Below are 13,129 nucleotides of genomic sequence, written 5' to 3' on the forward strand. Positions count from 1 at the left end.
GGAAAACTTCGTTGCTAGACGGTTCCTAGGCGGCCCAGTTGATAGTCACCGGAGAGGATGTTTTGCGACCAGGTTTCGTTGTCGAGGTACCACTGCACCGTCTTGCGGAAGCCGCTTTCGAAATCTTCTTGCGGTTCCCAGCCGAGTTCCCGTTTGATCTTGCTGGCGTCGATCGCGTAGCGGAGGTCGTGGCCGGGGCGGTCGGTCACGAAGGTGATGAGTTGCGAGTGCCTGAACGGAAGTTGCGAGTTGCTAGTAGCGAGAGGCGAGTCGGTGTGCTGCTCTTTCTCGTTGCTCGTTGCTCGTGACTCGCTGCTCTTTGCCCTTGGGCAAAGCTCGTCCATTAGGTTGCAGATAAGGTGGACGAGGTCGATGTTGCGTTGCTCGTTGTTGCCGCCGATGTTGTAGGTCTCGCCGGGTGTGCCCTTTTCAATGACTGTGAGCAGGGCTCGACAATGGTCTTCGACGTACAGCCAGTCGCGGATGTTTTCGCCTTTGCCGTAGACGGGGATCGGTTCGCCTCGCAGGCATTTGAGGATCACGACGGGGATCAATTTCTCGGGGAATTGATACGGGCCGTAGTTGTTGCTGCAGTTGGTGACCAGGACGGGCAACCCATACGTGTCCTGCCAGGCTCGGGCGAGGTGGTCGGAGGACGCTTTGCTGGCGGAGTACGGCGAGTGGGGATCGTAAGGTGTGGTTTCGGTGAACAACCCGTCGTCGCCGAGGCTGCCGTAAACTTCGTCGGTGGAGACGTGCAGGAATCGGAAACGGTCTTTGGCATCGCCTTCGAGCGATCGGTAGTGTTTGAGGCTGGATTGCAACAGGTTGAAGGTGCCGATGACGTTGGTTTGGATGAATTGGCCGGGGCCATCGATGCTGCGATCGACGTGGCTCTCGGCGGCCAAGTGCATGATGGCATCCGGTTGGTAGTCGGCGACGGTGGCATCGATCGCGGCGGCGTCGGTGATGTCGACGTGTGCGAACTGGTAATTGGTGTTGGATTCGATATCCGACAGCGACGCGAGGTTGCCGGCGTAGGTGAGCGCGTCCACGTTGAGAACTTGGTGGCCGTTGGCAAGAGCCATGCGGACGAGGTTGCTGCCGATGAAGCCTGCGCCGCCGGTGATGAGGATTTTCATGGGAGATGCTGAGAAAAGGGGCTCAGTGGTTCAGGGCCAAAGTGAGGTTTGGTCGCAGGTTGGGGCGGTGGATTCAGGTCCGAATTCTTGGCGAATCCGGCTACGAGGGCAGTCCGGATTCTTGGCGAATCCGGCTACGGGGGTGATGCAACCGGGGCTAACGCCCAAACGGCTCACATCGTTCGTCCCGATCATTCCGGGCTAACTGCTAGCGGCCAATCGCTTCAGGGATTCAACGTCAGCCGCGGTCATTTGTTGGGCGAGGTCGATCGCGGTTGTCGCGGGGGTCCAGCCAAGCTGTTTTTGGGCGTGGGTTGGGTCGCCGACCAGGCGGGTGACTTCTGCCGGTCGCATGTACTTGGGGTTTTGTTGGAGGTGGTCTTTGTAGTCGAGGCCGACGCTTCGGAAGGCGGCGTCGAGGAACTCTTCGACGCTGTGTGTTTGCCCGGTCGCCAGGATGTAGTCATCCGGGGTGTCTTGTTGCAGCATCAGGTGCATCGCGGTGGTGTATTCGGGGGCACTGCCCCAGTCACGGCGTCCGTCCAGGGAACCGAGCACGATCTCATCGCTCAGTCCCAGAGAGATTTCCGCGGCCGCCTTGGTGATCTTGCGGGTGACGAAGGATTCGCCCCGTCGCGGTGATTCGTGGTTGTAGCAAATCGCGTTGCAGGCAAATAAGCCAAATGATTCTCGGTAGAGCTGGACCATCTGGGTCGCGAAGGTCTTGGCGACGCCGTACGGGGTGACCGGCCGCATCGGCGTGTGTTCGTTCTGAGGGGATTCGTCGGGGCGGCCGAAGATTTCGCTGCTGCTGATGTGCAGGAACCGCGGTTGCTTCTCGAGGTCGCGAAGGATCTCCAGAATCTTGAGCGTGCCCATGGCGGTGAACTGGCACGTCGACTCGGGAATGTCAAAACTGGCACCCACGTGACTTTGTCCGGCCAGATGGTACAGCTCGTCGGGTTGGGTTTTGACGAGAATTCGTCGGATCGTCGTGGTGTCGTCGAGGTCTGCGTAGTGCAGGAAAAGGTTCTTGTTGTAGACGTCCTTGTTATGGAACAACGGATCGAGCCGTGATCGAACCGTGTTGCTGGTCCGCCTGACCAAGCCGTGCACGGTGTAGCCTTGATCGAGCAGTTGCTCGGTCAGGTACGAGCCGTCTTGGCCGGTGATGCCAGTGATGAGTGCGGTGGGCATGGGGAGGGGGAAAGGGGCGTCAGGGCCACAGGGCCACAGGGACTCAGGACTCAGGACTCAGGACTCAGGACTCAGGACTCAGGACTCAGGACTCAGGACTCAGGACTCAGGACTCAGGACTCAGGACTCAGGACTCAGGACTCAGGACTCAGGACTCAGGACTCAGGACTCAGGACTCAGGACTCAGGTCCGAATTCTTGGCGAATCCGGCTACGGGCTGGGAAAGGCCCTCACCCTAGCCCTCTCCCGGCGCGGGAGAGGGGACCGGATTCTTGACAAATCCAGCTACGGGTGGGGGCGGAATTCTGGCGAATGTGGCCGGGTGGGGTCCGAATACTGGCGAATCCGGCTACGGGATTGGCCTGTCCCACGGGGCTAGGCCTTGAGGACTTTGGTTTGCAGTTCGGGTGGCAGTTTGGCAGTGGCGTTGCGGGTGTCGACGATGAATTTCGACCACTGGGCGAGTTCGTGGATGTCGAGGCAATCGTGCCAGGTCGAAATCAAGACCAGGTCGTATTCCTGAATCGTTGCTTGATCCCAACTCACGCTGGGTTTGCCGGCCCAGTGCGAGTGCTCTCGCGAGGGACGGATGACTGGCACGTAGGGATCGTGGTAGTCGACGTCGGCGCCCTGCGTGGTCAGGCGATCCAGGAGTTCGTAGGAGGGGGATTCTCGGTCGTCGTCGACGTTGGGTTTGTATGCCAGTCCAACCAGCAGCACCTTGCTGCCATTGAGGGCTTTTTTGTGTTGGTTCAAGGCGTCCGCACAGCGGCGGACGATGTGGGTGGGCATCGCTCGGTTGATCTCACCGGCCAGTTCAATGAACCGGGTGTGCACACCAAATTCGCGGGCTTTCCAAGTCAAGTAGAACGGGTCGATCGGGATGCAGTGACCGCCCAGTCCAGGGCCGGGATAGAACGCTTTGAAGCCAAAGGGTTTGGTGCTGGCGGCTTGGATGACTTCCCAAATGTCGATGCCCATTTCGTCGGCGACGAGTTTCAGTTCGTTGACCAACCCGATGTTGACGCTGCGGTAAATGTTTTCGAGCAGTTTGGTCAGTTCGGCAACTTGCGTGCTGCTGACCGGGACGACTTGATCAAACACGCTGCCGTATAGTGCCACGCCCGCCTCCAGGCACGCAGGCGTGTGGCCACCGACGACTTTGGGAATGTTGGTGGCGGCGAAATCGGGGTTGCCGGGGTCTTCCCGTTCGGGCGAGTAGACGACATGAACGTCGGTGCCAACCGTCAGCCCAGCGGCTTCAACACGGGTGACCAGTTCTTCGGCGGTGGTGCCAGGGTAAGTCGTGCTTTCGAGGCTGATCGTTTGACCGGCACGCAGGTGCGGTGTGATCGATTCGATCGTGCTCACGACATAGGAAAGGTCGGGTTCGAAGTGTTCGTCCAGCGGCGTGGGGACACACAGGATGATCGCGTCGACTTCACGGATCTGGCTGAAGTCAGTCGTGGCGGCGAGATTGCCGGACTGGATCGCTTCGGCGATGGAGTCCGCCGAAATGTGTTTGATGTAGCTTTGGCTGCCGTTGATGGACGAGGTCTTCTTGTCATCGATGTCGAAGCCTACTGTTTTGAAGCCGCCGGCGGCGTAGGCGAGTGCCAGGGGCAGGCCGACATAGCCGAGTCCAACCACACCCACCGTGGCGCTACGCTCTTGAATCCGTGAAGTGAAATCAGATGACATGAAGAGAAGAGGTTTGGGCTCTGGAGGAAAAATGGGATAGGCTTCTGGCCTTTCGAGCCACAGGCCACGGGGACTCAGTTGTTGCGGTATGGCAGGCTGCAAGCCTATCCCACAGGTAGCTGATCCGAATTCTGGCGAATCCGGCTACGGGGGCAGACTAGACCGAGCGGACGGCGCCGGTTTGAGTGCGTTGTCGGTAGTCGGCGACGGTCTGCACGAGGCCTTCGTCGAGGTTGATGGTGGGTGCCCAGCCGGTCGTGCGGATACGGCTGATGTCGGTGCATTTGACGGGGGTTCCGTCGGGTTTGCTGGCGTCTTGAAGAATCTGGCCTTCAAATCCCGTGGCCTGGGCGATCTTTTGAGCCAGGTCGGCGATCGTCAGGTCGACCCCGGTGCCGACGTTGACCCAGTCGGGCGGATCCGACAGCCCGATCAGGTGTTCGATGGCGGCGGCCAGGTCATCCACGTGCAAGAACTCTCGTCGTGGTTTCCCGCTGCCCCAGACGGTGACCGAGTCGGCCTTTTCTTGCGCGGCGGCATCGAATCGACGAATCAAGCCGGGGATCACGTGCGAATTGTCGGGGTGGTAGTTGTCGCCGGGACCGTACAGGTTGGTTGGCATCGCACTGTGGAACAGTGCCCCATGCTGTTGGCGGTAGTACTGGCAGAGCTTCAAACCCAGGATCTTGGCCAGGGCGTAGGCCTCGTTGGTCGTTTCCAGGGGACTGGTCAGCAAGGAGTCTTCTTGGATTGGCTGGGGAGCCATCCGGGGGTAGATGCAGGTGCTGCCGAGAAACAGGAACCGAGACACCTTGGTTTGGAAGGCGGCGTGGATGGCGTTGGCCGCCATCATGGTGTTGTCGTAGGCAAAATCCGCCGGATAAGTGGCGTTGGCGTGGATCCCGCCGACCTTGGCGGCCGCGAAAATCACGGTGTCGGGGCGTTCGGATTGGAAGAACTCGTTGACCGCGGCTTGGTTGCAGAGGTCCAGTTCGGAACGAGTCCGCGTGATCACTTGCAGGTCTTCTCGCTCGGCGAATCGGCGGAGGATGGCCGATCCGACCATGCCTCGGTGACCAGCGACGAAGATTTTTTGGGACATGGTTGAAAAGTGAAAAGGGCCGCAGAGGCGAACGAAGGGAAACGGGGTGTCGACGGCCGGACGGTCCGCCTGGCTGACGCGGCGGGTTGATTGGTTGAGCTGTTGAGGCGTTCGCTTCGGTTCCAACACCGCAGAAACCGGGGCTAACGCCCAAACGGCTCACATACGGAAACCGGGGCTAACGCCCAAACGGCTTACGTGACGGATCGAAAGTGGACAAAGTCGCCAGTTTGTGACGCGGTGGGTTGCGATGAGCGGGTTGAGGGGCATTTGGTTGAGTCGGCGCGGACTTCGTCCACGTGGGTGACACTTGTTTCAGTGTCACCGCCGGCGGGCCGGAAAGTTCAGCCAATGTGAATTCGTCCCCTAACCGGATTCATTCACAACTGGATCGTCGTCAAGTGTTCAAAGTTGCCACAGTTGGTGTGCCCTGTTCGGACTGCACGCATTGCGCGACTTCGATGGCAACTGGCTCAAGTCCATTTTAGCTTGCTGGATCAAATTCGCGTCCCCCGCTGCAACTTTTGGTGGCCCCCGAGGGGGCTTCGAAGCGGTGGCGTGGGAAGCTACTCAATCCATAGCATGCGGAGCGGGTGGAGGAGCAATTTCCCGCGGATGCGATGCAGAATAGTCTCGTCCTTGAATTGTGGATCCGCGATCCCGTGAGCGCTGGCGTAAACGGATTCATTTTCTGTTAAGCTCTCGCTACAACCCAAACCCTCCTCGAGTTCGGCCATCACAATGTGCGTTGCCGACTGATCATCCCGCTCCGATTCGACTGGTTTGCAGCCCCCCATGCCGATTCAAGTCACTTGTCCCAATTGTCTGAAACGGTTCCAGGTCAGCGACAAATTTGCTGGCAAGCAGGGGCCGTGTCCGGCGTGCAAAAAGACGATCCGGGTCCCTGACGCATCCGAAGCGGTCACGATCCACTCGCCCGAGAATGACGGGCCCAAGGATTCCAAAGGGCAGAGTGTTCTCAAGCCGATCACTCGCAAGGACACCGATTTCACGCGGCGGCACCTCTACATCGCGGCGGGGGTGATGTGTGGGATGCTATTTCTGGCTCTTGGGTTCCGCTTTGCGATGGGCGGGGCGCCATTTTGGGCTCAGATTCTAGGCATTTTGTTGCTGGCGCCGCCCATTGTGCGAACGGGATACAGCTTTGTCTACGACGCCGAGTTGGAGCCATACACGGGCGTCGAACTTCGCAACCGAGTCCTGATTTGTTCCGCCGTTTTTGCCGCGATTTGGCTGGTTTACGCGTTCCTGCCCGCTTACGTGTTGGAGCTTGATCACGCGAATGAGATGTCTTGGACGACCGCCGGGATCGTGTTTTCGGTGATGTTGGTGCTGGGAGCATTTGTCTCGGTCGCGGCGTTTGAATTGGAATTCATCAACGGGTTGGCTCATTCCGGGATGTATTTTGTGCTGGTCATTTTGCTGGCTTTGGTTGCCGGGGTGAAGTTGGCTGGCGAACCCGGAAGCCGGCGCGAACTGCTTCCGGATTTCGAAGACGAAGAATTGGAGGAGGCCTTCGGCCAGATGCACTCCGCCGTGCCGATTCTGACTTGCTCGATCGAGTCCGCCGCTTGGCCGGAGTCTTCTTATGCGGCCTGGGCGAAACCTGCCGGTTGTGCCGAATTGACCATCGTTTGATGTTTGGGATAGCAATCGGTGCGTCGACCGGAAGGCTTGCGAACCTCGCTGCACTCGGGTCGTCAGGGGAGGCCATGTTCGCGAAAATCGCTGCGTTCGTGTTCCTGCGGAGGGTTTCCGCGTGATTCCGTTGCCTGAAGTTCGTCTGATGGATCGCGGCCCGTCTCGATTACGGATCCCGCCCGCGATGGATGTCCCGGTCACGCCTCGCGTGCAGCGTTTGATTGACACGGCCCCCCTGAGAAGGTTGGCCTCGATCAGCCAGTTGGGACTGGTCTCGATGGTGTATCCCGGCGCCATGCACACTCGACTCGAGCATTCATTGGGCGTTTACGCGTGGACGTTGCGAGTCCTGAATCAGGTCAACGAGTCCACTGCCGCCGAACCAACGAACGATGACTTGCGAGCGGCGGAGGCATTTATCGTGGCTTCGTTGGTGCATGACGCGGGGCACTGGCCGTTTTGCCACCCGATCGAAGACATGGGCCAGGCCGGGATGCCGCGTCATGAGGAACGCGTCGATGCGATGTTGCGGTCAGGGCCCATCGCGAAAACGTTGGCGGCGGATTGGGACTGCACCGCCGATGACGTGATGGCGATTCTGTGTCCCAAGAAGAGCGAGCAATTCACGGAGGTGGCCCCGTCTGACCAGATCGCTTTTTACGCGAGCTGTTTGAGTGGCCCGATCGACGTCGACAAATTGGATTATTTGCAGCGAGACAGTTTGCATGCTGGCGTGCCCTACGGACGCAACTTCGATCCGATGCGAATCATTGCCTCGATGGTCCGGCACCCGGATCGGCCCAAGCTCGCCATTCATGAGAAGGGACGCACGGCGGCAGAGATGATGGTGTTCGGGCGTTATGTGATGTTCAGCGAAGTCTACTGGCATCACACCGTTCGTTCCGCCACCGCGATGCTGCAGCGAGCAGTTCATGAATTGCAGCAACCCACCGCGGGCGAGTCGGTCGACTTCGCCGAATGGATGGATTTAGGCGAGGCAGCTTGGGTCAGCCGATTGGTCGAGGCCGCGAATCAACGAGGTGGTGCGGTTCAGACGTTGGTCGAGGGGCTGTTCGGGGCCAATCGAACGTTGCTCAAGCGTGCGGCGGAATTCAACGTCGAGTCCGGTGAGGACATGCATCAGATGCTGGCCCGCCGCCCGCATTGGTGGCTCGCATCGTGTTCGCGGCCCTTGGCAGCGTCCATTGGCGAAGCGATTGATGGCGTGGTCGAACCCGAGTTGGTTTTGATCGACGCGCCGCCCGTCAAATTGGAGGTCGACATCAACATCGACATCATGCTCCGGTCGGGAGAGGTTGCCACGTTGGGCGACGTTTCACCCGTGGCCTCTGTGTTGGCCAACCGGCAGTTTGACAATCATGTCAAACGAGTTCGTGTGTTTGTGCCCGCGTGGGTTCGTGACCGTTTGCGTGGTCTGCCGGATGACTCGATGCGGCGATGGTTGATCGCCGCCGTGGCAGAAACAGAGAAGCAGTGGGTGTGAAGGCAGGGAAGGTTCGTCCGTCAGTTCGCCTGGGCCAAGCGTCGCAGGGGCATTGTTTGAGTCTTTTCCATGCGAATGGAATGGGAATCACAACCCGATGCGAGACAGCCGGTTGATCTCGTCGTCAACGACGCTTGAACGCCTGTAGGATGGGCACTCTTGCCCCGTCCGAGTGGTGGATGTCGGCCAGGAGTGGCCAACCTACAACGAAGAAGTCGGCCAAGAGTGGCCAACCTACAACAGAATCAACAAGCCGGTGAGCGAGGGACCACATCGAATTCTTGGGTTCTGCGTCGGTTTGCTCATTCAGTCATCCGGTGTGTCATCGGAGGGCGGGCGTCTTTTCGTTATAAAGGGGCGTGCCGAAGTGATCTCCTAAGCAGGTCGGCAGGATTGATCGGGCACAATCATGTGAGCCGTTTGGGCGTTAGCCCCGGTTGTACCTGGGGGCAACGACGCTTACCGAAACAGTCCAAATGCCGAAAGACTCCTGCCGACCTGCTTAGCGTCCCAGTTGAAGAATACCAATCGAAGAACCAGGTGAAGAAAATTGATTGAGTTAGAAATTGTTCCGGATCACGAATCGGCTTCCACTCGAGTCGCAGGCTGGATCGTTGAGCAGGTGCGTCGGAAATCGGCGAGCGTGTTGGGGTTGGCCACCGGTGGGACTCCCGAGCGAGCGTATGAATTGCTGGTCGAGAAGGTTCAGGCCGGGCACCTGTCGTTCTCGGATGTGACCACGTTCAACTTGGATGAGTACGTCGGCTTGAGCCCCGAGCATCCTCAGAGCTACCACGCGTACATGCGTTCGCGGTTGTTTGATCCGGCGGGGTTCAATCTCGAGCAAACGCATTTGCCCGACGGCATGGCGGCGGACCTGGAGGAAGCAGGCCAGCAATACGAAGCCTTGATTGCAGCGTCTGGCGGCATCGATTTGCAGTTGCTGGGGCTGGGGGCGAACGGGCACATCGGGTTCAACGAACCGGGCGCTACGGAAGCGAGTCGGACGCGAGTGGTCGATTTGGCCGGCGAAACCATTGATGCCAACGCGAGGTTCTTTGCCTCGGCAGAGGAGGTTCCTCGGTTGGCGCTCACGATGGGCATCGCGACGATTTTGGAAGCTCGCGCGATTGTGTTGATTGCGACCGGTGAATCGAAGGCCGAGGCGGTTGAACGGGCGGTTCGTGGGCCGGTCACGCCAGACATGCCAGCGTCGTTTTTGCAGCGTCACCCGCACGTCACGTTTGTCGTGGACGAAGCTGCCGCCAGTTTGTTGAAGCAGCGGGCATGAGCGTCACGCTGCTGGTCGGTTCGCAGAAACAGTTGGCGGATGGATTGCCATGGCTGCGCCGGTTTGCGGAATCGATGAAGATGCAAGCCGACGTGTTGGTGTTGGGGATGGACCACCGCACATTGGAACTGCGCAGTCAAAAAGAGCTGGGAAGCATCCTGTCGGACGCGAGTGATTCCCCGGGGCACTGTGTGGTTGGTCGCGTCGAGCGAGTGGAGTCCGACGTCGAGGCAATTTCGGCTCGGTTGTCCAAGTGGGATTCGCGATTGTTGCTGATGGTGGACGATGTCGATGACGATCGGTTTCAGGCGACCTTGTTCGATCGGTGTCCGATCAAGTCGGTTTGGTTGAGCGTGAAGGGGCCGCCACCTGACTCGGCCAAGCATGTGTTTTCGATCGACGATGCGTCGATCAAGGTGACCCGCTGGATTTCGCGACGTTTGCTGGGCGTGGATCCCGCCTTGCAGTTGGAACACGACTGGTTGGGAGCTGAAGGCGAATCGCATGAGTCATCCGATGGCAGCAAGTCGGACTTGGCGGACCGGGAAGCTCGGGCGATCACGAAAGCGTTGGATTTGGAACGTCAGCGTTGCGACCCAGGCGATTTGATCTGGGTTCCGTTTGGTTCGAAGCCATCGGCGGAGTCGCATTACAAGGTTGCCCGTGCGTTGCTGGGCCAGGCCGGTCGGTCGTCCGTTGCTTTGGTGAGCCAGAAGGAAAGCTGGAATCAGTCGTTGTCGGCGGGGGTTCGGTACTGGGCCAGTCACGTTGCCGAGCCGATGGATCGCGAAGCGCGGTTGGAATTGGCTCGCACGCTGGAGGAAGGCTCCGAGCCCAGTTTGGAGTTTCTCGGGTTGATCTCAGCGGCAGCGATGTTGGCCGCGTTTGGATTGCTGCAGAATTCAGCGGCGGTGATCATCGGGGCGATGTTGATCGCGCCTTTGATGACCCCGATCATGGGCGCGGGGTTGTCGCTGGCTCACGGCAACCGCCCGTTGTTCCGGCGTTCGATGCTTTCGATTGGGATCGGATTCGCCGGGGCGTTTGGATCGAGCTTCCTGTTCGGGTTGTTGGTCCGTTTGGTGCATCACCCGGTTGTGACCGATGAGATGTGGGGCCGATGCAATCCGTCGCCGCTGGATTTTTGTGTGGGCTTGGTGGGCGGGATGGCGGCTTCCTACGCACGCACTCGCAGCCACCTGTCATCGGCCTTGGCGGGGGCTGCGATTGCGGCGGCGCTGGTGCCGCCGATTTCGACCGCGGGCTTGCAGGCTTCGTTCAATGTCTGGGAGTCGAGCGAGCGTGGTTGGCCGGTGTTTGGTCCGCTGATATTGGTGTGCGTCAATGTGCTGACGATCATGATCGGAACGTCGTTTGTGCTCTACGCTCGCGGGTTGCGAGTTGAATCGGGGCACAAGTGGGCGACTCGCATGACCGTGTCGCTGGTCACGTTGTTGATGCTGGTGCTGGTGTGGATGATGCACCTGGAGAAGTGGCTGTTTTGACGGTGCTTCAGAGTAGAACACTTGTCCCCAAGTGTTTGCGTGGCTGGTGGTTGTCACGACTTATTTTTAGGGGAGTCGACGAGGCGACGAGTCCTGAACTGGCGTCAAATCCAAGGACTCGTCGCCTCGTCCACTACGATCAACCCGAACTTTTAGCTGTGACAGACCACTGGTGGTTGCTTTGGGGGTGCGTGACGCGAACGGTGGGGAGTTGGCTTGGTTGCGGTGACTCAGCACTACGTTTCGATTGTCAGCGCGAACGGTTGGACCGATTCGCGAAGCACGACTTCGCCGCCGAGCGTGGGCAGTTCTGGTTTGTTGCCGTTGATCATGGCGATGATGGCGGTGGCGGCGGCTTGTCCCATTTCTTTGCCGGGTTGGCGAACGGTGGTCAATGGCGGCACCGTCCATTGCGATTCGGGCTGGTCATCGACGCCGATCAGGGAGACTTGTTCTGGCACGGAGATTTGGCGACGGTGCAGGGCCAGGCGAGCCCCGAATGCCATCAGGTCGTTCGCCGCAAAGATCGCGCTGTAGGAAACGTGGCGATCTGCCAGCGTCTGAATGGCGGTCGCGGCGGATTCAGCATGGAAGTCGCCGTGAACGATGTGGTCGTCGGTCACGGTCAATCCCGCGTTTTTCATCGCCGATCGGAATCCGGCGAGTCGGCCGATCGCGTCGATGTGATCCACCGGTCCAGCGATATGAACGATCTCGCGGTGCCCGTGGTCGATCAACGTTTGCGTCGCATTGGCACCGATTTGAAAGTTGTTGGTGGCGATGATCGCGCCGGTCCACGCGGGCATTTCGCGAGCCACGACCAAAGTGGGCTTTTCCTCGCACAGTTCCTCGATCTTTTCCGATGGGATATCGCCTGCGATCAGGATCAGGCCATCGACATTGCGCCCGAGCAGTGTGTGGGCGGCGCCGAGGAACGATTCTTGTTTCAGCATCGCGTCACCCACGAGCGGTGAAAAACCGGTGCCATTGAGGCCTCGAATCACGCCTTGCACGACGGAATCGTAGAACGGTGTGCCGATGTTTTGGGTCACGATTCCGATTGTCATCGACCTGCCGCCGGCCAGCGATCGGGCGACTTGGTTGGGTTGGTACCCCAGTTCTGCCATCGTTGCCAGCACGCGTTCGCGTTTGTCGGCCTGGACGATTAGGGGGCTGTTGAGGACTCGCGAAACCGTGCTCTTGGAGACATCGGCACGGTTGGCGATGTCTTGGATCGTGATCCGTCCTGTTGACATCGGGCGTGGTCTCGCAAAGGGGAAGGCAAGAAGGATGGTTCTCCGTGAAGAACGAACATTCAGCTCTGATTCTACCCCGTTTTGCCCGAAAAGGCGCCACCGCGTGAGTCGGCCGGAAGCGTTCGGATTGTCGCCGGTTTGCGGGTGCCAGTTTGGTTTTGCAGCTCACTCAGATGGCTTCGCCGGCCCGGGAAGGCCAGCGTGCAACGATTTTTCAGCAGCGATGCGGCAGCGGCGAGGATTCGGCAGCAGCTGTGCCTCTCGCGGGCCAGATCACTTGGACGGCGGGTTCAATTCCTGCAGGGACTTGCCCAGACGCTTTCTTGGGGCGGCTTTGCGGCCGGTCGGGCGGGCGCCCTTTTTGGCGGGCAGGGCTTGTTTGTCCGCCGTGGGTTCTTGCAGCAACGCAGCGACTTGCGGGTTGATCTCAGACGTTTCGTCCGGCGTGCCGATTTGCTCGACCGCGTCGCTGACGCCCAGGATGACCGATTGGCGAACTCCGTCACGGAGCCAGTCGAAAAAATTCAGGTTCATATCTCAATTGGGTGGGTTGGAGTCTGTGAATTCACGTCGCCGGAGGAGCCGGGAATTCCGGTGGTGGGTGGCAGCGATCCGTTCACGGGTCTCAGTTCACGTGTCATGCCTCACGTTCGTCGCCTGTAAAACATTCGCGGGCGGGGTGTCCAGACCAACAAACGCATTGTGACCAATTTCCGACTTTGGTAGGCTTCTCGGCTAGGCGCCGCGGCAAGTCCGCTGGACGCCCTTT

Annotated in this window: 10 protein-coding genes; 4 read left to right on the forward strand and 6 right to left on the reverse strand. The window is 59.4% G+C overall.

The window, feature by feature from the left end:
* Positions 1–14: 14 nt before the first annotated feature.
* From rfbB to UH5x_RS01455, 4 genes are all read right to left on the reverse strand, one after another.
* Entirely contained in the window at positions 15–1,142 is a 1,128-nt protein-coding gene (gene rfbB / locus UH5x_RS01440) for a dTDP-glucose 4,6-dehydratase (RefSeq protein ID WP_482634462.1), read from the reverse strand.
* Positions 1,143–1,343: 201 nt separating this feature from the next.
* On the reverse strand, positions 1,344–2,339 hold the full coding sequence (locus tag UH5x_RS01445) for a GDP-mannose 4,6-dehydratase (RefSeq protein WP_482634463.1): 996 nt from the start codon (positions 2,337–2,339) through the stop codon (positions 1,344–1,346).
* 375 nt (positions 2,340–2,714) lie between these two features.
* Positions 2,715–4,040 (reverse strand): nucleotide sugar dehydrogenase, encoded by a 1,326-nt coding sequence (locus UH5x_RS01450; protein ID WP_482634464.1) that lies wholly within the window; start codon positions 4,038–4,040, stop codon positions 2,715–2,717.
* 157 nt (positions 4,041–4,197) lie between these two features.
* Positions 4,198–5,142, reverse strand: coding sequence for a GDP-L-fucose synthase family protein (locus UH5x_RS01455; RefSeq protein ID WP_482634465.1), 945 nt, complete (start codon positions 5,140–5,142; stop codon positions 4,198–4,200).
* A 795-nt stretch (positions 5,143–5,937) separates the two neighbouring features.
* On the opposite strand from UH5x_RS01455, the gene UH5x_RS01460 reads away from it, so the two are divergent.
* From UH5x_RS01460 to UH5x_RS01475, 4 genes are all read left to right on the forward strand, one after another.
* A complete protein-coding gene (locus UH5x_RS01460; RefSeq protein ID WP_482634466.1) occupies positions 5,938–6,801 on the forward strand; it encodes a hypothetical protein in 864 nt (287 codons plus the stop codon).
* A 124-nt stretch (positions 6,802–6,925) separates the two neighbouring features.
* The gene (locus UH5x_RS01465; RefSeq protein ID WP_482636100.1) at positions 6,926–8,308 is read left to right on the forward strand and encodes an HD domain-containing protein; all 1,383 of its coding nucleotides are present in this window, start codon (positions 6,926–6,928) and stop codon (positions 8,306–8,308) included.
* Positions 8,309–8,858: 550 nt separating this feature from the next.
* Positions 8,859–9,599 carry a glucosamine-6-phosphate deaminase gene (gene nagB / locus UH5x_RS01470; protein WP_482634467.1) on the forward strand — a complete coding sequence of 247 codons (741 nt, stop codon included), beginning with the start codon at positions 8,859–8,861 and terminating at the stop codon, positions 9,597–9,599.
* Complete coding sequence (locus tag UH5x_RS01475; RefSeq protein WP_482634468.1) at positions 9,596–11,104, forward strand: DUF389 domain-containing protein; 1,509 nt, start codon at positions 9,596–9,598, stop codon at positions 11,102–11,104. Before nagB ends, UH5x_RS01475 begins: the two co-directional genes overlap by 4 nt.
* A gap of 236 nt (positions 11,105–11,340) precedes the next feature.
* On the opposite strand, the gene UH5x_RS01480 is transcribed toward UH5x_RS01475, so the two are convergent.
* Both UH5x_RS01480 and UH5x_RS01485 read right to left on the reverse strand, forming a co-directional pair.
* Positions 11,341–12,360: a LacI family DNA-binding transcriptional regulator gene (locus UH5x_RS01480; RefSeq protein WP_482634469.1), complete on the reverse strand. Its 1,020-nt coding sequence runs from the start codon at positions 12,358–12,360 to the stop codon at positions 11,341–11,343.
* Positions 12,361–12,633: 273 nt separating this feature from the next.
* The gene (locus UH5x_RS01485; RefSeq protein WP_047816265.1) at positions 12,634–12,894 is read right to left on the reverse strand and encodes a hypothetical protein; all 261 of its coding nucleotides are present in this window, start codon (positions 12,892–12,894) and stop codon (positions 12,634–12,636) included.
* Between the last annotated feature and the right edge of the window lie 235 nt (positions 12,895–13,129).

The organism is Rhodopirellula sp. UH5, from assembly GCF_056839225.1.